The organism is Coleofasciculus sp. H7-1 (assembly GCF_057473865.1).
The window spans coordinates 53,080-79,718 of record NZ_JBYCCT010000076.1 but is presented as its reverse complement, the minus strand read 5'-3'; the positions used below and the strand labels follow the sequence as shown (position 1 = coordinate 79,718).

Genomic DNA, 26,639 nt, shown 5'->3' with positions numbered 1-26,639 from the left:
CCTTTTTTAAGGCTGAGTGTAGTTTCTTTAGTTGCTCTGCATTGAGATGATTCTTCGCTGGCATTTCTGCACTCATTTGACTTAATTAAGCTTTCCATTATACCCTATTTAAATGCATAACAGCTTAGCTCAAGTCCACTCAAGTGGACTAAATGTTTCTTGCTAGTCCTCTTAAGAGGACTTCTGCTATTAGCCGGGGAATTGATTCCCCGGCTTAAGTTCACGGCTAATAGCTCAAGTCCATTCAAGTGGACTAAATGTTTCTTGCTAGTCCTCTTGAGAGGACTTCTGCTATTAGCCGGGAATTGATTCCCCGGCTTAAGTTCACTAAATGTTTCTTGCTAGTCCTCTTAAGAGGACTTCTGCTATTAGCCGGGAAATTGATTCCCCGGCAGGTGATAAGCGAAGAAACTAAACAAAATTAAGCTTGCTTCACACAACGAGTATCTTTCCCCCCCTGCTTACACGCCTCAAACATGACTTTTTTAGCTAATATTGCATCCTTCATCTGGAGTGCTTTTTCCTCTACATTTTTTGGCACCATCGCCCCAAATTTACCAAGATACAGAATCTCAGGATTTTCCAACCCAATTGTATAAATCTCACCTTTGAGATTACCCTTCACAGCGAGATCGGCTAAGTATGCGATCGCTAAGTCAATTCGCTTCACCGCACTGGTTAATACCGCCTTTGGCGCAACATCTAGCTGATCTGTTGTATTGCCGAAAGCAAAAACTCCCTTCTCAGCGGCGGTTTGCAGCACCGCAGGAGCAGCATTATCCAGCCACTGATAAACCACATCTACGCCAGAAGAAATCAACGCTTGCGTCGCTTCCTTTGCCTTAGCCGCATCATTCCAATCACCTGTGTAACTTGCAGCTATTTTAATATCCGGCTTAACAGACTTTGCGCCTAACTCTAATCCACGCAATTCTTCATCAGTTGCTTGAAAAGATTGAGCCGCTAGATAAGCCATTTTATTTGATTTTGTCATCAAAGCACCAATGATGCCGCACAGATAACTGGTTTGCAAATGATCGATTCGCAAAGACGCCATATTGTCACCTTTCACCGTACCATTGACGCCGACAAAAAACGTCTTGGGAAATTGCGCTGCCACCTGCCCAATTGCTGCATCAAATTGTCCCCCGTGAGCATACACTAAGTTGTAGCCACGACGCGCAAAGTCGGACAAAGCTTCTGCCTGATCCGCTTGTTCCACCTTCTCAACCTGAGCAATTTCGACTCCCAGCTTTTCCTTAGCAATTGTCACGCCTTCATAGCCAGCCTGGTTCCAAGCTTTATCTGTAATAATCCCTGGCAAAACGATGGCAACTTTGAAATCCTTACCCGTTTTGGCAGAAGTATCCCCGCTAGCTGCTGTTTGTGTTGGGGTAGGGTTGTCATTGCAAGCCTTCAGCAACAGGCTTGTACCCAAGGCAGCTGAACCGTACAAGAGAAATTTGCGCCGACTATAGTTTTCCGCCATGCGATCGCCCTCAGATAGATAGTATTAATGTAGTTACTTATTTTGAGCGATTCGAGTATAGCGTTGCTACGCTGACGCCAGTCTATTTTTCCGACTGTTGACTGAAAACAAAGTAACATCAGACTGAATAAACTGAAGAAGCAGACAAAATTTGTCAGCAGATTCTAATAGTTAGTCTGTATAGGGTGAGATGGAATACATCAAAAAGAACAAGGAACTGTTGCGAGTGATTCTCGCCGTGTGTATCATCGGCGTCGGCATAGCGCACTTTGCCATCCCAACGCCATTTGTCAAACTCGTGCCTTTGCAACTTCCCTATCCTCTGGAACTGGTTTATATTAGCGGCTTTTTTGAAATTCTGGGTGGGATTGGATTATTAGTTCCCCCGGTGAGTCATGCGGCTGCTTGGGGACTGCTTACTCTTTTCATCTTTGTTTTCCCTGCCAACATCAACATGGCAGTGAATAACATCAACCTCGATCCTATACCAAATTCACCTTGGTTCCAAGCGGTAAGACTTCCCTTCCAAGCAGTCTTAATTGCTTGGGCTTGGTGGTATACAAGACCAAGCAAAATACCTGGCGATTGAAATCGCGGCTACACAAACAAAGCCTGCCTCCGCAGGCTGAATTGAGTCCGCGCTTTTCTGACTTGGAATGCAATAGCCACAGACTGGAAGTCTGTGGGTAATTTGCTTTGGGATGCTTCCTTAGGTTTTTCCAGATGAAAATGACCGCTAAAATGATAAAAATACAAACAAGTTTGATATGAATACATCAAAAACAGTGCAACAATTACACGCAGAATTGATAACACCAGAAAATTTTCGGCGTTATGGTCAAGTAATCTCTGCAAGTATTGACGGCAAACTTTATGATTCTGAAGAAGCGCAGTTAAACCTACAAAATGGAATTCCCCGATTTTACATTATGCGGCTGCATCACAAAGGTCGCAAGTTTCACAAAATCACGCGCCACGTCCAATGCACTCAATGTTTAGGTTCTTTAGAAGGAAAAGACTGGTTAATTGCGGTTGCGCCTCCGAATAATAGCGATCAACCAAAATTAGAAGACATTACAGCTTTCCGCATTCCAGGGAATTGCTTTATCAAGTTAGAAGTAGGCACTTGGCACGCTGGGCCATATTTTGAGCATGAATTTATAGATTTCTACAATCTTGAACTCAGCAATACAAATGTAGCCGATCATTTCACTCACAACTTTTTAGAAAGTCATAAGCTAGAGTTTGAGATTGTCTAGGCAAACCAGCGACTACCCAGGCAATTAACCTGAATAGTCGTTTGCCTCAATCCCCGATAGTCAATGCCATTCGGAGTAGATGGATGAGATGAATGGAGGATAGTTTTTATGCGCCTAGATCAGGCTTCCATCGATTTCGGATAGCCTCAACCAGTAGCCCTTCGGGGTTCCGCACTAGCATTCCTCGCTGACGATATGCCTTCAGCACTGCGATCGCATTCCAAACCACTTCAACCCTGGAACTTATAATGAAATCCTCTAGCCAAGGACTAAGTTCTATTCCGACAGCTTCCACCGCCTGCAAAATTTGGTCAGCGTTAGCATTTGCAGGAGATTGTTGACTTTTCGGATGATTTTGAGCAATCTCAGCAAATTTCATCAGATAATCCAGGCGTTCTACGCCATACGTATCAGCAAATTCTTTCGCTACACGCAGCGTTTCCAGAGTTTCACGATTTGAGGTCATAATGGTCATGTAATGAATTACTGCTTCCCGGCTCCCCTCTATGGTTGGAGTCGGGAGTTTTTCTTTGCCCAAAACAGCATTGGCTCCATGACTGCAACCCTAGAAGTGAATCAGTTCGTATTTTTACTGTATCCCTTACCCAGTAAAGTGTCTAGCAGCTCTAATAAGTTGTACGATGCGTACTTAGCTATGTGTCCAGATGCGTATTGATTATGTTGTGTGATGCGTAATTAGCTATGTATACAGATGCGTATTGATTATGTTGTATGATGCGTACTATTAATGTCGTCAGATGCGTACAAAGGAAACTTAATAGTTTAAAAAAGCCTTTTTAAGGGATTCCAGTATAAAGGAATCCCTTGCAAGCTGCTGAGTGCTAAAGGATCTGGCGCAAGTCAAAAAAAAGGATACAAAACTTTACAAAAACAGCCAATCATCTCAGTCTACTGGTGAGTTATCAGATAGCTATGTCACAAAAGCCCCGTCGCCAGAAGCATCCCAAGTCTCCCAAAAATTGGAGACCTCCCCCAGACGACAAAGGAACAATTCTTGTTCGTAGAGAGTTGGATGAATATGGCTTGAATATCTATGAGTTTCGGGTACTAGCTCACGTAGCACGTAGGGAGTCCAAGGCAGAAGGTTGTTATGCCAGTCAAGCACAGATGGCAGAAGTTTGTGGGATAAGCCAGCGCACAGTTTTGCAAGCCCTGAAAACTCTTTGTCAGGCAGGAATTCTGCGGAAGGAAAAAAACGAAAAGGGGCGTACTAATGTCTACAGATTGAACGAAGGCAGCAAATGGAAACACCCAAGCGAACTGGAGAAGATTCGCAAAGCAGAAGAATTGCAAGAGGACGAATTGTTGAATCTTATATAAAAACAGAGAATGGCACTGAGAATAAGAGCTACACGCAAAGAATTTGAGGCGGCGTGTGCTAATGGTTGCGTCTACGGTGAAATTAGAGGTAAGCGCGGTCTTTATGTTTACGCCGAGTTGGGAGCCGAACAAGAGTATATCTCGTCACCGAATGACGATCCGATGACGGAATACAGAATTTTCACAGGCTGTGATGTCTACTTTGCCCAAACCAGAGAGCAACTCGCTAATGGAGAGTTTGAAGCGGAAGACTTGCCTAATGTAACTGCGATCATTTATTGCTAATGGAGGCTCTAGCGCTATTATCTACTGGGGGTCTACGCAGTTTCTTGCGGCGAGGTTCGATGCGATCGCTATTTTCATACAGATAGTCTTCTAAGTTTTCCAGGCTGACCTGTACAGTTTCTCCACCTTTTAAATACACAGTCGGCATAGCATGACTCCTATCGGTTCCGAATCAATTTTATTCATTTTTAGGTAAAGGTTGCCCGAAACCAGTGTGTTATCCCCTACGCTTTGCAACCCAACCCCCAACCAGCAAGGCACTATAAAAGCGTTCCACCATCCCAAAACCAGCGTCTTCAAGCAGCGCCACGATTCGCTCTTCCGGCACCAAATGGATATTTTTGGGAATATTTTCCAGTCTCTGCTGTACCTGCTCTGGAGGAACACCTTTTTGGAGAACGTAATTCTTTAAGGTTTCAAGCATTCGTTCAACTTGAGCCGAATTCGATTCCCCGTATGAATCCACCAGCAGAAAAGTAGCACCTGGCTTGAGCCGTTGAGCGATACTGCGAAGCATCGCCAGCTTGGTTCCGTCATCTGGAAAAAAATGCATGACTAGAATCAACGTGGCGGCGTCATACAAAATATTTTCAGGTAAGTCAGACACAATGCCTTGATGCAGGCTGACGCGCTTCTGGAGTCCGGCTTTCTGAATGCGATCGCTAGCAATGCTCATCATATCCGCAGACGGGTCTACGCCCAACAACTTCCATGAAGAATTTGCTTTTCCCAGAGTCTCAAGTTCTTTACCCGAACCAGCACCAGCAATTAAAAGTGAGGACTCTTCCGGGAGGCGCACTCGCAGAATCGCCTGTAACAGATCGTGCATCAGCTCATATCCAGGCACCCAGAAAGGAATGTATTTATCATAATTTTCGGCGCGTTCTCCCTCAAAAATAAACACTTGCTGATTTGTCATGCCTGCAAATTTATAAACAACTGATAATTGCTAATTGGGGTCAATTGGTAACAGTTAGTAAGTGGTAGATGCATTTTCCCCATTTCCCATTTTACTCCCATTACCTATTAGCATTTAGCCGCCGACTTCTTCAATCAATTTTTTCAGATAAGCGGCTGCTTCTTTGGGTGCTAGCATAACCACCTCATTTTTGCGAAGAATTTCATACTGGTTACTTCGATAACCGTGACCCAAAATCAGCCCTAAACTGACTGCTCTATTGCCAAGTTCATTTAACTCGTTGTAGCTCATCGCTTCAACTTCCATATTCAGCTGTTTAATGATTTCCTCATCCATGTCCTCATGTCTCCGGATTACTATATTTATTTTACATCTTAGATTTTTTACGCACAGCTAATCCCAATTCAAAGTGCTGATGCTACACATCTGGTCTTCCTTTATCCTCTTGGAGGGTTAGGAGGAGCTTGATGTAGCACATCAAAATGGAAATGGTATAACTAAATCGCTGACGCGAGCGATCGCATCTGGGTGAAGCTAGTATTTTACAGCCCCCTTACCCACCCACTCATTCTAGCTTTTGTTTAGTTCCACCTTTTTCGCATCTTTCTGAAGAAATACTTTTTTGCATGACATCTTAAGCTTCTTTTTAGAAAAATCTAACGTTTTTTTAATAAAATTGTTATCAATTCTCAGCTAAAAATCATTTGTTACCCAATTTTTACTGTGAAAATTAGCTTAGTCTTTAAGTGTCAGCTCCCATATCTGTGTCAGTGAGGTAGATTATGGAGAATGAACCAGTACAAAGCCCCTCCAATTCAAAAATAAAACGGATTCTTGGTTTTTTTCTAATTGCTGCTCTTATCGCTGCCCTCATCTTTGCAGCAAAATATTTCAATGTCCAGGAACTGTTGAAGAACGCCTTGGCGTGGATTGACAGTCTGGGATTTTGGGCACCCGTGACTTTTATTGTCATCTACATCCTAGCCACCGTACTCTTCATCCCTGGCTCCATCCTCACCTTGGGTGCGGGTGTGGTTTTTGGCGTGATTTTAGGTTCATTTTACGTCTTCATCGGAGCCACTTTAGGAGCCACTGCTGCGTTCCTAGTGGGACGCTATTTGGCTCGCGGCTGGGTTTCCAAGCAAATAGAAAACAATCCCAAATTTAAAGCCATCGACCAAGCCGTTGCCAAAGAAGGACTCAAAATTGTTCTCTTGACTCGACTTTCACCTGTGTTTCCCTTCAACCTTTTAAACTATTCTTTTGGAATCACACAAGTTTCTCTGAAAGATTATTTTTTAGCCTCTATCGGCATGATTCCAGGAACGGTCATGTACGTTTACATCGGTTCCTTAGCTGGTAGTATTGCCACAATTGGAGCAGCAAATCAGCCCAAAAATTCCGAAACTGAAATAGCCCAATGGGTAATTCGTGTAGTCGGATTTATTGCCACCGTTGCCGTGACGATTTATGTTACGCGCATCGCTCGAAAAGCATTAGAAGAAAGCGTTAATCAGGAGGAATCGTAATGCCACAGCCAGGAGTTGATCGGGTGACTGTGTCGCCAATGGATGTCTATAACCAAACTTTGGTTGCTCACGTACATCCACCCGATTGGGTTAATCCTGAACCTGCGCCGAATTACAATTTGGTTGTAATTGGCGCGGGTACTGCGGGACTGGTGACAGCCGCAGGTGCAGCCGGTTTAGGCGCTAAAGTAGCGTTAATTGAAAAGCATTTGATGGGTGGAGATTGTCTTAATGTGGGTTGCGTTCCCTCGAAATGCATGATTCGCTCTTCTCGTGTTGTTGCAGATATTCGGGATGCAGCGCGATTTGGTGTTCGCGTTCCTGAAGGTACAGAAGTTGATTTTCCTGCCGTAATGGAGCGGATGCGGCGAATTCGTGCCGGGATTAGTCATCACGATTCTGCTGAAAGATTTCAAAATTTGGGCATCGATGTATTTTTGGGAGAGGCTCGGTTTTCTAGTTCTGACACTATCGAAGTTGGGGGCAAAAAATTACGTTTTAAAAAAGCAGTCATCGCTACGGGTGCGCGAGCTGTGAATCCCGGAATTGAAGGGTTACAAGAGGCAGGTTATCTCACCAATGAAACAGTATTTTCTCTTACGGAACGACCAAAACGACTGGCAGTAATTGGTGGTGGCCCTATCGGTTGCGAATTGGCGCAGACATTTCAGTTGCTCGGTTCAGAAGTGGTGTTGCTGCATAAAAATGCTCATATTCTTGACAAAGAGGATGCTGACGCAGCTGAAATTGTGCAGAAAGCTTTTATTCGGGAAGGCATTAAGTTAGTATTGCAATCCAAAATTAAACGGGTTGAGCGAACCAGTGAAGGTAAAGTTATTTATTACGAATCCAATGGAAAAGAAAATTCAGTAACAGTCGATGAAATTTTAGCTGGAGCCGGACGCGCTCCTAACGTTGAAGGCTTAAATCTTGAGGCGGTTGGCGTGCAGTACGATCCCAAAAAAGGGGTGATTGTCAACGATCATCTGCAAACAACAAACCCCCGGATTTATGCCGCTGGTGATATCTGTATGGAATGGAAATTCACCCATGCTGCTGACGCTGCTGCCCGGATTGTGATTCAAAATAGTTTGTTTTTTGGACGGAAAAAACTCACTTCGCTCTTCATGCCTTGGGGTACTTACACCAATCCAGAAATTGCCCATGTGGGGATGTACGAGAAAGACGCTCTAAGTAGAGGAATTGAGTTGGATACTTATTTTATTCCCTTTAGTGAAGTGGATCGAGCAGTTGCTGACGGCGAAGAAGAAGGATTTGCAAAAATTCACGTCAAGAAAGGCACCGATAAAATTTTAGGTGCAACGATTGTGGCGAGACACGCAGGTGACATGATTAGCGAAGTCACCTTGGCGATGGTAGGAAATGTTGGCTTGAAAACTCTAGCCACGGTTATTCACCCCTATCCCACGCAAGCTGAAGCGATTCGCAAAGCAGCAGATGCTTATAACCGCACTCGTTTAACGCCATTTGTGAAGAAGTTATTTTCTAATTGGTTGGCTTGGACGAGATAGCTGTTAATTTCACGTTCAAGTGCAAATTTCCAATATAGGAGTCGATTTAGGTTTCGACAGCAAACGCTTCTGGATCAACGTCCCAGTTTACCCAGCGAATCGCCTCTCTGGCAGAGGTGAGGGTGGGTGGAACGCGCAGCACGTGAAGGTGTCCGGTGCTGGGACAGGTCATTTTCAGCAGATGGATGGGTTCGACATCAATATCTGCATCAATTTTGAGCAGGGTGTATTCGCGCCAGGTATCGATAGCTTGCGTTGCCAACTTGTGACAAATGCGATCGCAACCAATCTGCTGAATCAACACTCGCCGGACTTCCGCATTGGATTCTGTCAACAGCCATTCGGCTTGCCACTGGTTCAGGTGCGTCCAATAGCGCCGAGGAAGGTCAGCATTAAAAGCAGAAACCCTCAGTTCTAGATTGGAATGATTAGCTAATACCGATAAATCTTGAATAGAATTGCCGTTTAGAAAGAGATATTCCAAAGAATGCAGTTGTCCGATTTCTGGAGGCACAGATGCGAGCTGGTTGCCCCTCAAATCGAGATGAGTCAAAGAATGCAGTTGCCCGATTTCTGCTGGTAGGGATGCAAGCTGGTTGCCATCCAGAGCGAGCAATTTCAAAGAATGCAGTTGCCCAATCTCTGTTGGCAGGGATGCAAGCTGGTTGCCATCCAGAGCGAGAAATTGCAAAGAATGCAGTTGCCCAATTTCTGGCGGTAGCGATGCAATACGGTTGTTACCTACATAGAGATTTGTTAAGGAATGCAGGTGCCCGATTTCTGGTGGCAGCGATGTGAGACAGTTGCCGCTTAGATAAAGACTGCCTAAGGAATACAGTTGCCCGATTTCTGGCGGCAAGGATGTGAGCTGGTTGTCGTGCAGAGCGAGAGATTTCAAAGAATGCAGTTGCCCGATTTCTGGCGGCAGCGATGCAAGACTGTTGTTGTTTAGATAGAGATATTCCAAAGAATGCAGTTGTCCGATTTCTGGCGGCAGCGATGGGAGCTGGTTGTCGTGCAGAGCGAGAGATTTCAAAGAATGCAGTTGCTCGATTTCTGGCGGCAGCGATGCAAGACTGTTGTTGTTTAGATAGAGATATTCCAAAGAATGCAGTTGTCCGATTTCTGGCGGCAGCGATGGGAGCTGGTTGTACCTCAGATCGAGTTTTGTCAAGGAATGCAGTTGCCCTATCTCTGATGGCAGAGATGGGAGCTGTTTGTATCTCACACAGAGTTCTGTTTCATCTAGGGAATTTAGAATTTTCTGTCGAACTTCTTCCATCAGCGACATCGTTTCATCCTTTACCTAAGCAAGTTGGGTAGGCTCAATTGGGTCGCCTACCGCTGAAGCTGGGCGAATACTTCAGCATTTCGTGTCTCTATACACCTATCCCCGGCTCAATTCCAGCTAAGTCTCCACGGCAAACGCTTCCCAGAAAAACCTAATTGCTACTTGCCGGTGTCTCACCCGCAATTCGCTTCGCTTCTTCCAAGAGATAATCAAAAAATGTGCGAGCGACAACGGAGAGTTGTTTGCCAGCCGGATAAGCGATATACCAATGACGGCTGATGGGAAAACCCTCCACATCAAGGATAGTGAGTTCGCTGCTGACACCATCCAACCCTAGCGTGTGGCGAGATAAGACAGAGATCCCTAAGCCACCTGCGATCGCTTGCTTGATCGCTTCATTACTCCCCAACTCCAACCTGACTTTCACAGAAACCTCATGCCGCTCGAATAATTGTTGCACCGATGAGCGCGTTCCCGACCCAGCCTCGCGCATAATAAACGGCTCACCCGCAAGACGAGAGAGTGGGATATTTTTTTGCTGAGCCAGTGGATGATTGACAGGTGCCAACACCACCAAGGGGTTTTCTAGAAACGGGTGGCAGCAGACATCCAGATGATCCGGTATTTGGCTAAGAATATACAAATCGTCCAGATTCTCGCTCATGCGGCTCAAGATCCGTTCGTGATTCGTCACCTGGAGGGCGATATCAATTCCCGGATAACGCTGGCAAAATGGCCCTAATAAACGCGGGACAAAATACTTAGTGGTAGTAATCACACTCAGCCGCAACCGTCCCTGTTTCAGCCCTTTCATTTCAGCCAGAGTCATCTCAAATTGGGCTAATCGATCGAAGATTTCCCGGCACGTTACCATCAGTTCGCGTCCGGCATCTGTAAGATAAAGGCGCTTGCCCACTTGCTCAAACAGCGGCGAACCGACTGCTTTGGTGAGTTGCTTCACCTGTATGGAGACGGTAGGCTGGGTAAGAAACAGTTCTTCTGCCGCACGGGTAAAGCTCCCGTGGCGAGCAACCACCTCAAAAACCTTCAACTGGTGCAGCGTTGCCTGCTTCAAACGCTCTTCTCCTGCCAGTTATAGATAAAACTCTATTGTAACTATCGCAAACAATACCTTTTATCCATGAAGATTCAAGGTTATGATTGAATCACTGAACAAAGTAACAGTCTTCCTTCCTAAAGGCGTTGTACATTTACTTGATGCTTGGTTAGGGAAGTTATCATTCATTTTCATCCTGTGGTTTTACAGGCTGATTTCCCTCTAACATCACAGTCATAAATGTGCAACGCTTTCCTTATGAAAGTAATTCTTAGCCTCAGTTCTACATTCACAATTTAAGATTTAAATTATTCTGTAACCTGAATCGGTAACTCAGCTAAATCTGGCAATTCTACCAGCTGTTTTTCCTGTTCCTTGATGGAGACTGGCAACTTCAGGGGTTGGGGTTTCTCCTCTATCCAACAAGCCGCAGCAGGCAGGCATTGCTCCAGATCGTCCAACGGTCGAGGAATTACCATTAAAGAATTAAATTCACCAATCCTCTCGGCTTCTTGCATACCCGCTTCGACAGCCACTGCGACATCTGCCACGGAACCCCGAATAATCGCGGTACATAAACCACCGCCAATCGTTTCGTAGGAAGACAGATACACTTCTGCTGCCTTGAGCATGGCGTCACAGGCTCCAACCATAGCCGGAAATCCCCGCGTTTCCAATAGACCAACAGCTTGATTGCTTAGACGGCTGTAACCGTTGCTATCGATAAGTTGGGATAAGTGTTTGCCAAGCGGAAAAATCACTTCCAAATTTGGCAGGGGGCGAGGAATCACCGAGGAGGAAATATACTGACCAAACTGTTCGGCAGTCTGGGCACCCGCTTCGACGGCTAAACGGACATCGGCAATGCCACCTCGGACAATAGCGGTACAGTAACCACTACCAATTTTCTCAAACCCAATGAGCGTTACCCCAGCGGACTTCAGCATCATATCGGCACAGCCGACGATGGCGGGGAAACTCTGAGTCGAAACCATACCCAAAGCAGTGTCTTTAAAGCTTTTGGATTGACTTTGCCTCTCAAATCGAGCCAATCCTGGCTGTTGTACCTCCACCTATGACCTCCGAGAGAAACTACTGTTGCGCCTAACTTTAGTATGCCCACAGTCACAGATTAGTTGATAATTGTTAGTGCTGATAACTGCCAAAAGTCAAAACTATGAACTTTGAGTGTCTTTGGGGGGGTGGTTGGCGGATTTATAGTGAGGAAACAAAGTCGTCAGCAGCCGATTGAGGTTTGCTTGTCCATAGACTGGAGTACCAGCAGCTGGAGATGGCGGCGTTAGCTCCTTAGGGGTGTCTTCGCTGCTTGATGTGGAGAGAGTAGAAGCGATCGCTTGCCCATTTTGAGTTTCCTCGCCAGTCGATGCTGCGGGGAAGTCCTCTTGGTTCGCTGGCGGATCTGAGACAGCCTCACTGGAAGCGGCAGTTGGTGTGTCCGCAGTTGGGGTGTCGGCAATTTGACGAGTGTTATCTCCTAACAGAGAACCCGGTGGCACGATTTGCCAAGACTCCACGTTACTGTTCAAAATCGTCGTCGTGGCACCGATGCAGGCATTAGCACCAATCTTGCCTTTGCCGACGACGAGGACGCCAGCTCCCAATATTGCCCCTGTTTCCACTTCTATGGTGCCTTGGTGGGCATGAAGAATGGTTCCCATGCCGATGCAGACACCCGCAGCAATGATAATTTTACTGTCTGGAGCTGCTTGCAGGATCGCTCCCGGAGCGATCGCAGCACTGTCATCAATGCTTACATCCCCTTTCACATAAACTTGAGAGTTGCTAAGTGGCGGCAGTAGCGGCAAGTGCATGGGGCTAGAAAGTAAGGAGTGGCGAAATAACTTTTGGCTGAAGGAGCAAGAATTTAATTTTTCTTGATCCTTCATCCTTGCGGAAGGATCAAGAATGAAAAATTTCATCCTTCATCCTTCACATTCTTCATCCTTGCTTTAGCGGCTACCGCTCTTAGCTGGCTGTTGAATCAGCAACGGTTGGTTGACGCGACGCTTGGCTTTGGGGTCAATTCCAAAGAAGCGCACGTACTCCCCGACGTGGCTAGTCATGCAAGCTTCCAAGGCAGCGATCGCTTCTGCTTCCCGATTGGTTTCAATCGGAGAGCAAGTGTGCCAAGAACTGGTGCGGAAGTGGCGCTCATCGGCGTGTTCCGTGCCAATCTTGTAGCCTTGAGCCAATATATTTCGCACCTGCTCAACCGCCTCTGAATTTAACAGAGAACTATTCTCAATTTGCGGGGCGCTGGTGTAACTATTCGCTGGGGCAGTTTTGGCACTCTTGGGAGTGGGTGCGCCGTCGGGACGTTGGATAATTTGCTCTAGCACCCGCCGTTTGGCTTTGGAGTCGATGCCAATCAAGCGCACGTATTCCCCTGGGTGTTCGGCTACGATCGCTTCTAAAGCTGCGATCGCTTGCGACGCCGACCGAGCTTCGATTGCTGTCCCACTCGTCCAGGAACTGGTGCGGAAGCGGCGTTCGTTCGCATATTCGGTACTAATCTTGTAGCCTTGATTCAGCAGGCTTTGCACTTGTTGTGCCAAGTCCCCACCCTGGAAGCTAGCTGTGTTCGCCGGTGATTGGGTGCTACCGTTATTAGATTTAGTGTTAGCAGTTTTAGTTGCTTTGGCTTGTGTGGGTGCCTGCCCGTTGGGACGTTGGATAATTTGCTCTAGCACCCGCCGTTTTGCTTTGGAGTCAATGCCAATTAGGCGCACGTATTCCCCTGGGTGTTCGGCGACGATCGCTTCTAAAGCTGCGATCGCTTGCGACGCCGACCGAGCTTCGATTGCTGTCCCACTCGTCCAGGAACTGGTGCGGAAGCGGCGTTCGTTCGCATATTCGGTACTAATCTTGTAGCCTTGATTCAGCAAGCTTTGCACTTGTTGTGCCAAGTCGCCGCTCATCTGTGAGCTGGCTGTCTGAGCCGGTGATTGGGCGCTACCGTTATTAGATTTAGTGTTAGCAGTTTTAGTTGCTTTGGCTTGTGTGGGTGCCTTCTGGTTGGGACGTTGGATAATTTGCTCTAGAACCCGCCGCTTAGCTTTAGAATCTATGCCAATTAAGCGCACGTATTCCCCTGGGTGTTCGGCAAGTGTCGCTTCCAAAGCAGCGATCGCTTCCGACGCCGACCGAGCTTCGATTGCTGTCCCACTCGTCCAGGAACTGGTGCGGAAGCGGCGTTCGTTCGCATATTCGGTACTAATCTTGTAGCCTTGATTCAGCAGGCTTTGTACTTGTTGAGCCAAGTCGCCGCTGGAAGTGGCACTCGTCGATACTGATGCAGCAGGACGGCGATCGCTGTTGGCTTGGTTAGGTGGATTCAACTCATCCCGAATTGGTGTAATACACGCAACATCTCCAGCACACAAATAGCCAGCTCTTAGCGCCTCATTAATCCCAACTACATGGCGGCTAAACTCGGTATCTTGTGTTTGCACATCCGATAGGCGGTCAGCTTGCTGCTGATTGGTAATCACCGCTCCCGAAGGTACGTACTTTCCTGGAGGAATCTCTACATCCTGAATCAAGGCGTGCATCATCACAATGCAGCCTTTCCCCACCCTAGCGTTAAATACCGTAGAGCGGAAGCCAATAAAGCAATTCTCCCCGACATAAGCTGGGCCGTGAATCAAAGCCAGATGGGTTAAGGAAGCATTCTTCCCTACCCACACCGAGTATTCCTGATTGTCATCCCCAACGACTCGACCTTGTTCCAAACCGTGAATTACCACACCATCTTGGATATTCGTGCCTTCGCCGATGTAAAATGGCGCTCCTTCATCAGCCCGGATCGAAGTTCCTGGTGCCACTAACACATTAGACCCAATCCGCACATCTCCAATAATGTTGGAAAAAGAATGCACGTAAGCGCTGGCATCAATTTTCGGTTCCGCCAAACTTTTTGACCAAGGGGTCGGGGGAGCCGCAAAGTTGCGGGCTGCCATATCTCTAAACCTCACTAACTGAACAAAGTAACTAACGATATTGTTCTTTCTTGCTGTACAGGAGGCGATTTTCTACACTGACCGTGTCAATAATCGCCACCACCATCGCATCAAGAGGACGCTTTTCGCTGCCATCTACAATCCGGGCAGCACTCCCACGGCTTACCAGAACCCACTCATCAAAACCAGCGCCTACCTGATCGCCAGCTACCTCGTATTGTGGTAGGAGCTGTCCCTCTTCATCGATGAATTGCAACAGCAGTAGCTTGACGCCTCGAAGACTAGGCTCTTTGTGGGTACTAACAACCGTGCCACGAACCTTAGCAATTTGCATTTTCGGTAATTGGGAAAAAGGGAAAAAGGTAATTGGGAAGGTCTTTTCCGATTACCGATGACCCATTACCCCTTACCCGTGACCTAATCTTACGGTCTGTTGAAAGGACGAATGCCACTGACACTTTCCCGGAATTGTTCAACAGCTTCGGTGTAACGAATGGGCAGAACGTACTCCAGGTTCTCGTGGGGACGCGCAATAATGTGAGTGGACAATACTTGACCGCCATTCACTCGCTTCACGGAATCAACCCCCGCCGATACAGAAGCTTGCACTTCCGAGACATCTCCCCGCACGATCACGGTGACGCGACCGCTGCCGATTTTTTCATAACCCACTAACGTGACGCGGGCAGCTTTGACCATCGCATCAGCAGCTTCCACAACGGCAGGAAAGCCTAGTGTTTCAATCATTCCAACTGCAATTGCCATGCCTTTCTTCCTTCGCTAAATTTAAGTGTTTTGACTTGAAAGCTTGGTATGTGTGAGAGTTTCGAGTTGAGACGCGACCTAATATAAGGCAAACAACACCGCCACAAGAGCGATGCTGGCGTCTTGACCCTACTTAAGTACGGAACTGTTCGACGAGTTCCGTGTAACGAATCGGTAGCACATACTCAAGGTTCTCATGAGGACGCGCAATGATGTGGGTGGACAGAACTTCTCCGCCATTCACACGCTTGGCTGCATCCACTCCAGCGGACACTGACGCCTGCACCTCAGAGACATCCCCCCGAACAATTACCGTTACCCTGGCACTGCCAATTTTTTCATAGCCTACCAGTGTAACGCGAGCCGCTTTAACCATCGCATCCGCAGCTTCTACAATCGCTGGAAAGCCTTTGGTTTCAATCATTCCAACCGCAATTGGCATCTATTATCTCCTACCTAGAGTGACCTCTACTCGCCTTAATTTGTACTTCCCGTAAAATTTTGACGAGGATACCCATTCTTTCAGATCAAGAACTATCGCTTAGCCTCGCATCATTAAGCATAGAGAAGCGAGGCTTACTTGACAATATAAACTATTATGATATTTTTATATTAAAGAGTTTAAGAAAACTTAACGGTCGTTATTAAAATGGCGTATCTCCTCAATAAAAGCTCATCCGTTTCTGGAATGCTTACTTATGTTTTATAATTTCTTTATTACTTTTGAATACTTTACAGGATATCGCCTGTAAACCTTACTCTGGGGGAGTTTCAAGAAAAATTGAAATATTTTCCAGGGCTGAAGTCCGTGTCAAACCTAGACACCAACAAGCCCAAGCTTTTTAAGGTATAAGTTTTTCAAATTTGCTTTATAAACATAGGTATAGTAGGTAAACATACCGATGTTTTTAACAGCTAGAAGGAGGGATTGAGATGAGTATAAATAATTTTTGGAGTTCCTAAGTGTTAATTTACAGCAAAAAAACGTCATACTGAAAAAAAAATAAACATATTAATCAGACGTTTACAAGACCGCCATAGGTTGCCGCGAGAACCGCTTCCGGGTGCCTCTTGGTGAGCAAGTTGATTGATGTTGAAATAGCAAGGGCTTTCCTAATATGACAGAGTTTCTCACCCAGACAAGTTGGTGGGTGCCTTTCTATGGATTAATGGGGGCAATTCTTACCCTGCCGTGGTCAACTGGATTTATTCGTCGGACAGGCCCGCGACCAGCGGCTTACTTTAACGTGTTGATGACTATCTTGGCGTTTGTACACGGCACGATTGTCTTCAGAAGTACCTGGAATCAAGAGCCTCAGAAGCTTGTATTCCACTGGCTGCAAGTCGCAGATTTAGACCTGACATTTGCTTTGGATATCTCAGCCGTGAGTGTTGGGGCAATGGAGCTAGTGACGGGTTTAAGCCTTTTAGCTCAACTGTTTGCCTTGGGATACATGGAAAAAGACTGGGCATTAGCTCGCTTCTTTGCCCTGATGGGATTTTTTGAAGGGGCGATGAGTGGCTTAGCAATTAGTGACTCTTTGTTTCTCACCTATGCCCTGTTGGAAGTGCTGACCCTTTCCACTTATTTACTGGTAGGGTTCTGGTATGCTCAGCCCCTAGTGGTGACAGCAGCGCGAGATGCCTTCTTAACCAAGCGAGTGGGAGACATCTTGCTGTTGATGGGGGTGGTAGCGCTAGCGACTTTAGCAGGAACCTTAGATTTTCCCGATTTATATGAGTGGGCGGAAACGGCTACCTTATCGCCAGTAACATCCACGTTGTTAGGATTGGCATTGATTGCGGGACCTGTGGGAAAATGTGCCCAATTCCCGCTGCATCTTTGGCTAGATGAGGCGATGGAAGGGCCTAACCCCGCTTCAATCTTGCGAAACTCTGTCGTGGTGGCTTGCGGTGCTTATGTGCTGATTAAACTTCAGCCAATCTTAATACTTTCGCCGGTGGCTTCGGCTACCTTGGTGGCGATTGGCACAATGACGGCGATTGGTGCTTCGTTGGTAGCGATCGCTCAAATTGATATTAAACGAGCTTTATCCCATTCCACCAGCGCTTACTTGGGCTTAGTATTTATCGCCGTCGGGTTGCAATGGACGGGTTTCGCCCTGATGTTGCTGTTTGCTCATGCGATCGCCAAAGCGTTATTGTTCATGAGTATCGGTTCCGTCATCATCACCACCAACAACCAAAACCTTACCGAAATGGGTGGTCTCTGGTCGCGGATGCCAGCTACCACCATCTCCTTTTTGGTCGGTAGTGCTGGATTAGTCGGACTACTGCCCTTGGGAGGCTTTTGGGCGATGCGCTTGGGGATTGATGACTTTTTGACAAACCAACCCTGGCTAGTGGTAGTCTTGCTCTTAGTTAACTGCCTGACCGCCGTAAATTTAACTCGCGTGTTTCGTCTGGTTTTCTTGGGCGAACCCCAGGCAAAAACTCGCAGGGCACCAGAGGTACCTTGGCCTATGGCTGTGCCAATGGTGTCTTTGATCGTAGTAACACTGCTAGTCCCTGTGATGATGCAGCGGTTGACATTGCTGCCTGATTGGGAATACCTCAACAAACAAGCGTTGCTGCTACTGGTTATCTCCGGCTTAATCGGCACGGGTCTAGGAAGCGTTATTTATCTACCCAGAACTTGGTCTAGACCCGTTGGGATTCCCTTTAGATTCCTGCAAGACTTGTTTGCTTATGACTTTTACATTGACCGACTTTACCGCGTAAGTGTCGTTTTTGCAGTTGACCGACTTTCCCGATTAAATGCATGGATTGACCGCTATGTGGTAGATGGATTCGTTAACTTGGTTGGCATTGCCACAATTTTTAGCGGGCAAAGCTTGAAGTACAACGCTACCGGGCAGTCCCAGTTTTATTTACTAACTATCCTCCTGGGGTTAAGCGTTTTAAGCATTCTCATGCTCTGGCCAATTTTAAGTGTTTTGAGTTCCGAGTTGTCCTTCGGTAATTGGTAAGCGGTAAGAGGTAATGGAATCACCAATTATCCATTACCTCTTACCCTTACTACCAACTACAAATTACAAATTACAAATTACCAGTTCCTTAGTATGCTCAGTGCTTTGATTTGGTTGCCGGTATTAGGCGCTGCGATAATCGGGTTTTTGCCCGGAACTATGAACCCCCAAGTCTCCCGGAAAGTGGCTTTGGCAGTTATTGCTGGTGTCTTTATTTGGTCTATTGTCCTAGTGACTCAGTTTCAATATACAGAGGGACTGTTACAGTTTTCGGAGTTCCTCCCTTGGATTGATGTTTTAGGATTGACCTATCATCTCGGTGTGGATGGCTTGTCTTTGCCTTTGCTGGTTTTAAATAGTCTTTTAACAGGAATAGCGCTTTACAGCACAAATGAATCTATTGGGCGACCTCGGTTCTATTACGCTCTAATTTTAGTGTTGAATGGCGCTGTTTCTGGTGCCTTTTTAGCACAGGATTTGCTGTTATTTTTCCTGTTTTATGAGGTGGAACTGATTCCACTGTATCTGTTGATTGCTATCTGGGGAGGTCAACGGCGAGGCTACGCAGCCACCAAGTTTCTCATTTATACGGCAATTTCTGGAATTCTAATTTTGGCATCTTTCTTTGGGTTAGTTTTGCTCAGCGGTGCCTCTACATTTGAATTTGAAAAATTGTATGCCCTGTCCCTACCATTGGGGACACAATTTCTGTTGTTGGCAGGAATTTTGGTGGGTTTTGGCATCAAAATTCCTTTAGTTCCCTTCCACACTTGGTTGCCGGATGCTCACGTAGAAGCCTCAACGCCAGTTTCAGTCCTGTTGGCTGGTGTGTTATTGAAGTTAGGAACCTATGGGTTACTGCGGTTTGGGTTGGGTTTGTTTCCCGAAGCGTGGGCGGTTGTGGCACCTTGGTTGGCGACTTGGGCGGTAGTGAGCGTGTTGTATGGTGCATTCAATGCGATCGCTCAAAAAGATATGAAAAAAATGGTGGCTTATAGCTCCATTGCTCACATGAGTTACATCCTGTTGGCAGCAGCTGCCGCCACCCCTCTGAGTCTGATGGGAGCCGTCTTCCAAATGATCTCTCACGGCTTAATTTCATCGCTGTTGTTTCTGCTGGTAGGCGTCGTTTACAACAAGACAGGCACCCGCGATATAGACGCTCTCAAGGGTTTGCTCAACCCAGAACGCGGCTTGCCCCTGATTGGTAGCTTGATGATAGTAGGGGTAATGGCAAGTTCCGGTATTCCCGGCATGGTAGGTTTTATTGCGGAATTTTTGGTGTTCCGGGGCAGTTTCCCCGTGTATCCGACTCAAACCCTCCTGTGTATGGTAGGGACAGGCTTAACCGCCGTTTACTTTTTGCTTTTGGTGAACCGCGTCTTTTTCGGACGACTGTCTGAAAAAGCTGTAAATCTGCCACCTGTGCAGTGGAGCGATCGCTACCCGGCGATGCTTTTAGCTGTCCTGATTGTCATCCTGGGAATACAGCCTAACTGGATGGTGCGTTGGAGTGAATCCACGATGACAGCAATGCTCGACAGGTCGAGTATGGTCGCGGAAGTTTCTCCTGTCGCTAAATCGGTGGATATCAAAACCGAACCTTAGACCTACACACCCAACTTTCTTCTTATCTCTCCCTAACGATCTTCTAAAAGGAGAAGGAAGCAGAATAAATGTTTTTTACTCTTAAGGAGAAAACTACACCCCTTAAGAGCAAGGGAAGGGGTCGGGGGAGAGTTCAACCACTGGGCAGTTGTGAAAATATTTCCTCTTTTACTTTTTTCATACACATTTTACGGTTACGAATAACTCTCATGCCAAGCACCGCTTTAAAACGTTCAACTCACCCTCTAGCAGCGTATATTAACCGGCTGCAATCTGGAGAAGCTTTACTTGCTGATACGCCAGAAAACTTAGTAGAAGTCGTCGGCATTCTCAAAAGCTATGGAATCGTGCTGGATGCTTATTATAAAAATCTCCTCTACATTGCCGATCGTCAATTCTTAGTGCTGTTTCCCTTCTTTAAGTACTTCAATGGCGAGATTACTTTAAAGAAGTTGCTGCGCCATTGGTGGCACGACCGGATTAATTATGAGTACGCCGAGTACGTGATGAAGGTGATGTTCTGGCACGGCGGCGGTAGTTTGGATGCTTACCTAGATTCGCCGGAGTTTTACCAGCACGCGAGAACCGCAATCGAAGCCAAAATTAAAACAAACTTGCCCATTAGAGGACTGCACAACCTGTTTCCAGAGTTTTTGCTCGAACAAGTCCGTCAGCAAGTTTATTACAGCGCTCTAGGTCAATTCTGGCAGGTGATGAGCGAAATGTTTCTCACTTTATCTGACTGCTATGACCGGGGAGAAATCAAATCAATCCCTGATGTGGTAGAACATATCCTGGCAGGTTTGGTCGCAGCGGCTGCTTTGCCGATTACTTACTCAGTAGAAATTCAAGAAAAAGTTTATGACATCATTCCCAAATCAGCCGGGTTAACCTTTTTGCCCGATGTCGCTGTACCCTATGTGGAAACGATTTTCTTTAGAGGGACGCCTTTTCTAGGAACGGTTTCCTATAATGCCCAGGCTCAGCAAATTTCTCCAGATCAAAGTAGATTTGAATATGGCGCTCTCTATGCCGATCCGTTGCCGATTGGCGGTGCTGGAATTCCACCGACGCAGCTGATGCAAGATATGCGTCATTTTATCCCAGACTATCTGCACGAGTTTTACCGTCGCAGCCGTCGAGGAGAAGATGATTTGCGGGTGCAAATTTGCATCAGTTTCCAAAAGTCGATGTTTTGCGTTACGACTGCCGCAATTTTGGGACTGGCACCCTACCCCATTGACACCACCGATCCATCTGAGCAGTCAGCGAATCAAGCTTATTTAGCGAAGTGGATGGATCGGTTTATCAGCTCGCGCTTAAATGATGTGAATAGTTAAAGAGTCCATTACTGGTTAACATTGATTTGAGAAGTAAGGGCATGGCAGTTTCATGCCCTTATCTGACTGCTGTTGCTAGCAGTGACCCCCTCTTCCCTAAAAGCAGGCTTTAGCTTGGCAAGACTCTGCAAGGTGGTTTCGGGGCGAATTCCCTCATCTTTGTCCACGAGTTGCAATCCTTTTTTGCCCTCGATTTTTATTGGTGCGATCTCCTGCTTGAACCAGTCTTGTTCGGTAGCGATCGCTGCTAAGTTAAACTGTTGCCTGACGACTGAAGTCGTAGCTACACAAACAAAGACCGCCAGCGCGGTCTAAAATACAAAAATCAGGACTTACGCAAAGCTTATACATATAGCGTTCTTGTCGGTTCAATCCCCCCGTGGTTGCCCTTACTATGTGGTGATATTTGCGTAAGTCCTGAAATTATTCTCAGCCTGACGGGAGCAGGCTGAGTTTGTATAGCCCCAGACTTCAGTCTGTGGGAGTCTTGGCGAAGTCCCACAGTTATGACAACAAATCGGATTCAACCTGTACTGCTGCCAATTTTATCGCCGCTGGTAGCGATCGCATCCGCCCTCATCGTCGGCGCTGTTCTTATCTTGCTGGCAAAGGTGAACCCCATCACCGCCTACGGCATTCTATTTAAAGAATCTCTCGCCGACTACTACGGCTTTGCCAATACAATCGCCAAAACCGCACCCTTGCTGTTAGCCAGTTTGGGGGTGCTGGTGCCTTTGAAGGCGGGTTTGTTCAATATTGGCGCAGAAGGGCAAATTTATATGGGGGGACTCGGTAGCGCCTTGGTGGGGTTGTATCTGCAAGGATTATCCCCATTAATTCACCTACCGCTGGCGCTGCTGGGGGGATTTTTACTAGGGGCAATTTGGGGATGGATTCCGGGTTATCTGAAAGCGGTGCGGGGTGTGAATGAAGTGATTACCACGCTGCTACTTAATTATGTGGCGCTGAACTTTGTGGGATATCTGGTGAGTAATCCGATGAAGGAACCGGGTGCGCCGAGTGCCTATTCAGCGCTAATTGCAGAATCTGCCCGATTACCGATTATTTTGCCCCAAACTCAAGCTCATGCAGGGATTTTTATCGGATTATTCGCTACAGGAATATTGTGGGTGTTGCTGACGCGATCGCCTTTAGGATACCAAATCGAAGCCGTAGGACAAAATCCCACAGCCGCCCGTTATGCGGGGATGTCAGTAGAACGTACCATTATCGCTGTAATGGCGTTAGCTGGAGGATTAGCAGGACTGGCGGGTGCTGGTGAAGTTATGGGGCTGAAATATCGACTATTCGACCGCTTTTCACCGGGATATGGATTTGATGCGATCGCGATCGCCCTCCTCAGTCGTGGTAATCTCGCCGGTATCGTCCTCACTTCCCTCTTTTTCGGTATCCTCCGCAGCGGCGCCAACGTCATGCAACGCAGCGCCAACGTCCCCTTCACCGTAGTTTACGCCATCCAGGGTTTAACTGTTTTGTTCATTGCAATTAGTTTTGCAGTTGAACGTCAAATTAAGTTGACACTCCCCGGCTTAAAAGCACGGGGATTCTAAGTTCTTCCTAATTACTTGCTCTAACAGGTTTTCACCAATTAGCGTAGAGGTCACTAGTCCCTTAGCGTTACTTCGGGATTGCCCATCCCTAGCAAGTCTTGCAAGTTTTAGAATATTTAACGCTGCATTTACATCTCTATGCAACTCACATCCACAAACACATTTATGGGTACGGGTTGATAGAGACTTTTTGACGATTACGCCACAGCTACTACACTTTTGGGATGTGTAATGAGGCGGTACAGCAATAGCTATTTTGTCAAACTTAACAGCGAAATATTCCAACCATTGTCGAAACAAATACCAGCTAGCATCACTAATTGATTTTGCTAAACAATGGTTTTTGACCATATTTGACCATATTAGAAACACGCAAATCTTCATAGGCTACTAAGTCGTTAGACTTGACTACGCAACGTGCTATTTTCTTAGCATGTTCTATACGTTGCCTACTTACTTTCAGGTGTTTTTTGGCGTAGACTTTTCTTGCTCTGCGTCTACCCGACGAACTTTTTACCTTTTTGTAAATGCTTCTTTGAGAATGTTTAATAGCTTTCTCAGCCTTTCTCAAAAACTTGGGGTTGGGTTCATGATGCCCGTTGCTGTCAGAATAGAAACTTTCAATTCCGACATCTAATCCGATTTCAGCGCCTGTTTTAGGTTGGATATCTACTACATTAATCCCAATGCAGAATTGAGCGTAATATCCGTCTGCACGACGAATTAATCTGACTCGTTTGATATCTTTGAGATTGTAAGATTGGATATCCCATTTGCCCAAAAGCTTTACTTCGCCAACACCTTTTTTGTCAGTAAAAGTGATGCGTCTTTTAGTTCGATGAAGCTTCCAAACCGAAGTTTTATATTCAGCGCTACGACAATCTTTTTGGAATCTGGGATATCCTTTCTTCCCAGACTTTTTAGACTTGCAATTATCGTAAAAGCGAGATATAGCAAACCACCCGCGTTCTGCGGCTGACTGTACAGCCATTGAGTTTAGTTGAGCAACAAAGGGAAATTCTTTACGTAATTCTGTACTGTACTTGTTAAGGGCAAATTTATCAATCTTCGCTTCTCTTGGCGCATCCATCCAATATCTAATCGCTTTGTTGCGAACAAATTGAGTAGTACGGATAGCATCGTCGATAGCCATATATTGATGTTTTTTACCTTTAACTTTGTATTCCAGGACTAACATTTTATTTTCCTTTTTCGACCTATTTATATGATATCGTGTATAGGACATAAAAACCTAACCCCCTTCCCTCGTAGGGAAGAGGGAAAATTACTCCCCTCCCCTTGCACCTAGTGGGTTGGGGGAAAGGTTCCTGATTCAGCATGGACAATCTCAACTTTTTCACCGATTACCTAATTGCCAGCTTGCGCCTCTCAGTACCCTTAGCATTTGCTGCCCTTGGCGGACTTTTTTCCGAACGTTCAGGAGTGCTAAATATTGGACTAGAAGGAATGTTACTATCCGGGGCATTTGCTAGCGCCGCCGGAGCATTTTTTACCGGCAATGTTTGGCTGGGAATGCTGTTAGCAATCATAGTTGGTGGCTTAGTAGGACTGCTTCATGCCTATCTATGCATTACCTGGCGCGTCGATCAATTAGTATCTGGACTTGCAATCAATCTTACAGCAGCGGGATTGACTTCTTTCTGGTCGCGTGTTTTATTTAATAGCGGTCAGGCGCAGCAACTACCAGGCATTCAAATCATCGGCATTCCCGGATTGCAAAATATTCCGATTATTGGTAATTTCCTCTTCAATCAAGACCCATTAATTTACTTACTATTTCTGTTAATTCCCCTGAGTACATACGTGTTATTTCGCACAAGTTTAGGCTTGTCCTTACGCGCCGTTGGAGAATATCCCCGTGCTGCTGATACTGCCGGAGTTTCTGTCACCAAGGTGCGCTATGTTGCAGTCACTCTCAGCGGTTGTCTCGCCGGTTTAGGAGGAGCTTATCTAACATTAGTTCATGTAAGATTCTTTGTAGAAGATATGAGTGCGGGAAAAGGTTTTATCGCCCTTGCGGCATTAATTTTTGGCAGATGGCATCCCGTCAGCACTGCTTTAGCTTGCCTGTTGTTCGGTGCTACAGAAGCTTTGCAACTGCGAATTCAAGCCTTTAATCTGAATATTCCCTATCAATTTTTGGTAATGTTGCCTTATGTCATTGCCCTGTTGGCGCTAGTAGGATTAGCTGGCAAATCCACACCTCCCGGCGCCCTCGGTGTTCCTTACATTCCCGAAAGTCGCGAACAATGAGTCGATATCAGTTAATTATTTTTGACTTTGATGGCACTTTAGCAATTACGCATCCAGCTATCATATCCTGCGTTATCAAAACCTTTCAGACCTTTAACATCGACCCGCCAGATGAAGAACAGATTCGCTCAGTAATTGGCATCACCCTTGCCGAGGCTTTCCCGATTTTTCATCCAGCGATCGCGCCCAAAGAAATTCATACATGGATTCAAACTTACAGACACTTTTATCAAACAGAAGGTTTATTAAAAATCGATTTATTTTCGGGAGTGAAGCAAGTGATTCAAGCTGCATCCTCCGAGGGTTTGAACTTAGCAATTGTTAGCGTCAAACACACTAAGTTTTTAAAGCTTGCCTTAGAAAAGCTAAAAATTAATACTGACTTCGATCTGGTTATAGGCGATGACGGACAAACGCCAACCAAACCGGATGCAAGCTTATTCCACTCAGTCATCCAGCCGATTTATCCAGACATTCAAAATAAAGAAGTTTTAGTTTTTGGCGACAGTCATGTAGACTTAATGTTTGCTAAAAATGCTGGATTAGATGCTGGTTGGGCTGCTTATGGCTATGGCGATCGCGCAAAATGTTTAGCACTCAACCCAACTTTTGTCGCGAACGATATTTCCGAACTGATTTCAATCATCAAACCCTAAGCGCAAATCGCTACTTTGTCCCGTACAAGCGATCGCCTGCATCCCCAAGTCCTGGGACAATATAACCGTGTTCATCTAATTTTTCGTCAATTGCAGCCGTATAGATAGGCACATCCGGGTGTTCAAGGCGTAAGTGTGCAATCCCCTCTGGTGCTGCCAGCAAGCACAAAAACTTGATTGACATCGGGCTTACTTCCTTAATTCTGTCAATCGCAGCGACGGCTGAATTTCCGGTTGCCAACATTGGATCGACAACCAAAATATCTCGCTGCTCAATATCATTAGGAACCTTAAAATAATACTCAATCGCCACATGAGTTGTAGGGTCGCGATATAAACCAATATGTCCCACTCTTGCGGAAGGAATCAGTTCCAAAATTCCATCTAAAATCCCCTGTCCTGCCCGCATAATTGAGACAATTACCATCTTCTTTTCAGCAGCAAGCATGGGTGCCAACATGGGGGCGATAGGCGTCTTAATTTCTTCATATTTCAGTGGCAAATCTCGCGTCACCTCGTAAGCTAACAACATCCCGATTTCTTTTAGAAGATTGCGGAATTTTCCCGTGCTGGTTTCCGTTTGCCGCATCAGGGTCAATTTATGTTGGATCAAGGGATGTTCGATTACAGTGACTTCAGCATTCATTAATAAATTCCTCTCCAAAGATGCCCATAGACAAAGCCTGCCTACGCAGGCTCAAAAAATGAGCAAAAATTCCTTTTAGCCCGCGTAGGTGGGCTTATTTTGTATAG

At 46.1% G+C, this 26,639-nt stretch carries 27 protein-coding genes and 2 pseudogenes; 13 read left to right on the top strand and 16 right to left on the bottom strand.

The genetic code is table 11. The annotated features are described in order from the left end of the window. Positions 1 to 421: 421 nt before the first annotated feature. Complete coding sequence (locus tag AC2VDX_RS22370; RefSeq protein ID WP_378185308.1) at positions 422 to 1,489, bottom strand: BMP family protein; 1,068 nt, start codon at positions 1,487 to 1,489, stop codon at positions 422 to 424. Positions 1,490 to 1,679: 190 nt separating this feature from the next. Here AC2VDX_RS22370 and AC2VDX_RS22365 point away from each other — a divergent pair, with 190 nt between their 5' ends. After that, positions 1,680 to 2,078 (top strand): DoxX family protein, encoded by a 399-nt coding sequence (locus AC2VDX_RS22365; protein ID WP_378185309.1) that lies wholly within the window; start codon positions 1,680 to 1,682, stop codon positions 2,076 to 2,078. Positions 2,079 to 2,256: 178 nt separating this feature from the next. After that, a complete protein-coding gene (locus AC2VDX_RS22360; RefSeq protein WP_378185311.1) occupies positions 2,257 to 2,748 on the top strand; it encodes an ureidoglycolate lyase in 492 nt (163 codons plus the stop codon). 106 nt (positions 2,749 to 2,854) lie between these two features. Here the strand turns inward: AC2VDX_RS22360 and AC2VDX_RS22355 are convergent, their stop codons facing one another. Continuing rightward, entirely contained in the window at positions 2,855 to 3,214 is a 360-nt protein-coding gene (locus tag AC2VDX_RS22355) for a hypothetical protein (RefSeq protein ID WP_378185313.1), read from the bottom strand. Positions 3,215 to 3,226: 12 nt separating this feature from the next. Here AC2VDX_RS22355 and AC2VDX_RS22350 point away from each other — a divergent pair, with 12 nt between their 5' ends. From AC2VDX_RS22350 to AC2VDX_RS22340, 3 genes are all read left to right on the top strand, one after another. Then, positions 3,227 to 3,424: a hypothetical protein gene (locus AC2VDX_RS22350; protein ID WP_378185315.1), complete on the top strand. Its 198-nt coding sequence runs from the start codon at positions 3,227 to 3,229 to the stop codon at positions 3,422 to 3,424. Positions 3,425 to 3,681: 257 nt separating this feature from the next. Beyond that, a complete protein-coding gene (locus tag AC2VDX_RS22345) occupies positions 3,682 to 4,089 on the top strand; it encodes a helix-turn-helix domain-containing protein (protein ID WP_378185317.1) in 408 nt (135 codons plus the stop codon). A 9-nt stretch (positions 4,090 to 4,098) separates the two neighbouring features. Next, positions 4,099 to 4,374 (top strand): hypothetical protein, encoded by a 276-nt coding sequence (locus AC2VDX_RS22340; protein WP_378185319.1) that lies wholly within the window; start codon positions 4,099 to 4,101, stop codon positions 4,372 to 4,374. On the opposite strand, the gene AC2VDX_RS22335 is transcribed toward AC2VDX_RS22340, so the two are convergent. From AC2VDX_RS22335 to AC2VDX_RS22325, 3 genes are all read right to left on the bottom strand, one after another. Beyond that, on the bottom strand, positions 4,361 to 4,522 hold the full coding sequence (locus tag AC2VDX_RS22335) for a hypothetical protein (RefSeq protein WP_378185321.1): 162 nt from the start codon (positions 4,520 to 4,522) through the stop codon (positions 4,361 to 4,363). The two genes, AC2VDX_RS22340 and AC2VDX_RS22335, sit on opposite strands and share 14 nt — an antisense overlap. 69 nt (positions 4,523 to 4,591) lie before the next feature. Next, a complete protein-coding gene (locus tag AC2VDX_RS22330) occupies positions 4,592 to 5,293 on the bottom strand; it encodes a class I SAM-dependent methyltransferase (RefSeq protein WP_378185323.1) in 702 nt (233 codons plus the stop codon). 114 nt (positions 5,294 to 5,407) lie between these two features. Next, a complete protein-coding gene (locus AC2VDX_RS22325; RefSeq protein ID WP_378185325.1) occupies positions 5,408 to 5,629 on the bottom strand; it encodes a hypothetical protein in 222 nt (73 codons plus the stop codon). A gap of 446 nt (positions 5,630 to 6,075) precedes the next feature. On the opposite strand from AC2VDX_RS22325, the gene AC2VDX_RS22320 reads away from it, so the two are divergent. Then, on the top strand, positions 6,076 to 6,822 hold the full coding sequence (locus AC2VDX_RS22320) for a TVP38/TMEM64 family protein (protein ID WP_378185327.1): 747 nt from the start codon (positions 6,076 to 6,078) through the stop codon (positions 6,820 to 6,822). Then, positions 6,822 to 8,354, top strand: coding sequence for a mercuric reductase (locus tag AC2VDX_RS22315; RefSeq protein ID WP_378185329.1), 1,533 nt, complete (start codon positions 6,822 to 6,824; stop codon positions 8,352 to 8,354). Before AC2VDX_RS22320 ends, AC2VDX_RS22315 begins: the two co-directional genes overlap by 1 nt. Before the next feature lie 46 nt (positions 8,355 to 8,400). Here AC2VDX_RS22315 and AC2VDX_RS22310 read toward each other — a convergent pair whose 3' ends face one another. The 8 genes from AC2VDX_RS22310 to AC2VDX_RS22275 form a co-directional block, all read right to left on the bottom strand. Beyond that, a complete protein-coding gene (locus AC2VDX_RS22310) occupies positions 8,401 to 9,645 on the bottom strand; it encodes a leucine-rich repeat domain-containing protein (RefSeq protein WP_378185331.1) in 1,245 nt (414 codons plus the stop codon). A 151-nt stretch (positions 9,646 to 9,796) separates the two neighbouring features. Next, the gene (locus AC2VDX_RS22305; RefSeq protein ID WP_378185333.1) at positions 9,797 to 10,720 is read right to left on the bottom strand and encodes a LysR family transcriptional regulator; all 924 of its coding nucleotides are present in this window, start codon (positions 10,718 to 10,720) and stop codon (positions 9,797 to 9,799) included. Positions 10,721 to 11,010: 290 nt separating this feature from the next. Further along, the gene (gene ccmO, locus AC2VDX_RS22300; protein ID WP_378185335.1) at positions 11,011 to 11,775 is read right to left on the bottom strand and encodes a beta-carboxysome assembly protein CcmO; all 765 of its coding nucleotides are present in this window, start codon (positions 11,773 to 11,775) and stop codon (positions 11,011 to 11,013) included. 102 nt (positions 11,776 to 11,877) lie between these two features. Continuing rightward, positions 11,878 to 12,609 carry a beta-carboxysome scaffolding protein CcmN gene (gene ccmN, locus AC2VDX_RS22295; RefSeq protein ID WP_378185337.1) on the bottom strand — a complete coding sequence of 244 codons (732 nt, stop codon included), beginning with the start codon at positions 12,607 to 12,609 and terminating at the stop codon, positions 11,878 to 11,880. A 63-nt stretch (positions 12,610 to 12,672) separates the two neighbouring features. Then, positions 12,673 to 14,682 carry a beta-carboxysome scaffolding protein CcmM gene (gene ccmM / locus AC2VDX_RS22290; protein ID WP_378185339.1) on the bottom strand — a complete coding sequence of 670 codons (2,010 nt, stop codon included), beginning with the start codon at positions 14,680 to 14,682 and terminating at the stop codon, positions 12,673 to 12,675. Positions 14,683 to 14,713: 31 nt separating this feature from the next. After that, positions 14,714 to 15,016 (bottom strand): beta-carboxysome shell vertex protein CcmL, encoded by a 303-nt coding sequence (gene ccmL, locus AC2VDX_RS22285; RefSeq protein ID WP_378185341.1) that lies wholly within the window; start codon positions 15,014 to 15,016, stop codon positions 14,714 to 14,716. Between the two features lie 89 nt (positions 15,017 to 15,105). Then, positions 15,106 to 15,447 carry a carbon dioxide-concentrating mechanism protein CcmK gene (locus AC2VDX_RS22280; RefSeq protein WP_190412142.1) on the bottom strand — a complete coding sequence of 114 codons (342 nt, stop codon included), beginning with the start codon at positions 15,445 to 15,447 and terminating at the stop codon, positions 15,106 to 15,108. Positions 15,448 to 15,580: 133 nt separating this feature from the next. Then, positions 15,581 to 15,889, bottom strand: a complete 309-nt coding sequence (locus tag AC2VDX_RS22275) for a carbon dioxide-concentrating mechanism protein CcmK (protein ID WP_378185342.1) — start codon at positions 15,887 to 15,889, stop codon at positions 15,581 to 15,583. Between the two features lie 676 nt (positions 15,890 to 16,565). Here AC2VDX_RS22275 and AC2VDX_RS22270 point away from each other — a divergent pair. From AC2VDX_RS22270 to AC2VDX_RS22260, 3 genes are all read left to right on the top strand, one after another. Further along, a complete protein-coding gene (locus AC2VDX_RS22270) occupies positions 16,566 to 18,437 on the top strand; it encodes an NAD(P)H-quinone oxidoreductase subunit F (protein ID WP_378185344.1) in 1,872 nt (623 codons plus the stop codon). Positions 18,438 to 18,530: 93 nt separating this feature from the next. After that, positions 18,531 to 20,045 (top strand): NADH-quinone oxidoreductase subunit M, encoded by a 1,515-nt coding sequence (locus AC2VDX_RS22265; protein ID WP_378185346.1) that lies wholly within the window; start codon positions 18,531 to 18,533, stop codon positions 20,043 to 20,045. Between the two features lie 209 nt (positions 20,046 to 20,254). Then, a complete protein-coding gene (locus AC2VDX_RS22260) occupies positions 20,255 to 21,385 on the top strand; it encodes a CO2 hydration protein (protein ID WP_378185348.1) in 1,131 nt (376 codons plus the stop codon). 59 nt (positions 21,386 to 21,444) lie between these two features. Here the strand turns inward: AC2VDX_RS22260 and AC2VDX_RS22255 are convergent. Further along, a pseudogene (locus AC2VDX_RS22255) lies at positions 21,445 to 21,633 on the bottom strand (thiolase family protein); the annotation flags it as partial. Between the two features lie 258 nt (positions 21,634 to 21,891). Between AC2VDX_RS22255 and AC2VDX_RS22250 the strand changes: the two are divergent. After that, positions 21,892 to 22,956, top strand: a complete 1,065-nt coding sequence (locus tag AC2VDX_RS22250) for an ABC transporter permease (RefSeq protein WP_378185350.1) — start codon at positions 21,892 to 21,894, stop codon at positions 22,954 to 22,956. Here the strand turns inward: AC2VDX_RS22250 and AC2VDX_RS22245 are convergent. Beyond that, positions 22,936 to 24,154, bottom strand: a pseudogene (locus AC2VDX_RS22245) (RNA-guided endonuclease InsQ/TnpB family protein). The gene AC2VDX_RS22250 and the pseudogene AC2VDX_RS22245 sit on opposite strands and share 21 nt — an antisense overlap. Positions 24,155 to 24,294: 140 nt before the next feature. Here AC2VDX_RS22245 and AC2VDX_RS22240 point away from each other — a divergent pair. Further along, entirely contained in the window at positions 24,295 to 25,230 is a 936-nt protein-coding gene (locus tag AC2VDX_RS22240; RefSeq protein WP_378185352.1) for an ABC transporter permease, read from the top strand. Continuing rightward, positions 25,227 to 25,886 carry an HAD family hydrolase gene (locus tag AC2VDX_RS22235; RefSeq protein WP_378185354.1) on the top strand — a complete coding sequence of 220 codons (660 nt, stop codon included), beginning with the start codon at positions 25,227 to 25,229 and terminating at the stop codon, positions 25,884 to 25,886. The genes AC2VDX_RS22240 and AC2VDX_RS22235 overlap by 4 nt, the downstream gene beginning before the upstream one ends. Before the next feature lie 10 nt (positions 25,887 to 25,896). Here the strand turns inward: AC2VDX_RS22235 and upp are convergent, their stop codons facing one another. Further along, positions 25,897 to 26,532 (bottom strand): uracil phosphoribosyltransferase, encoded by a 636-nt coding sequence (gene upp / locus AC2VDX_RS22230; protein ID WP_378185356.1) that lies wholly within the window; start codon positions 26,530 to 26,532, stop codon positions 25,897 to 25,899. Between the last annotated feature and the right edge of the window lie 107 nt (positions 26,533 to 26,639).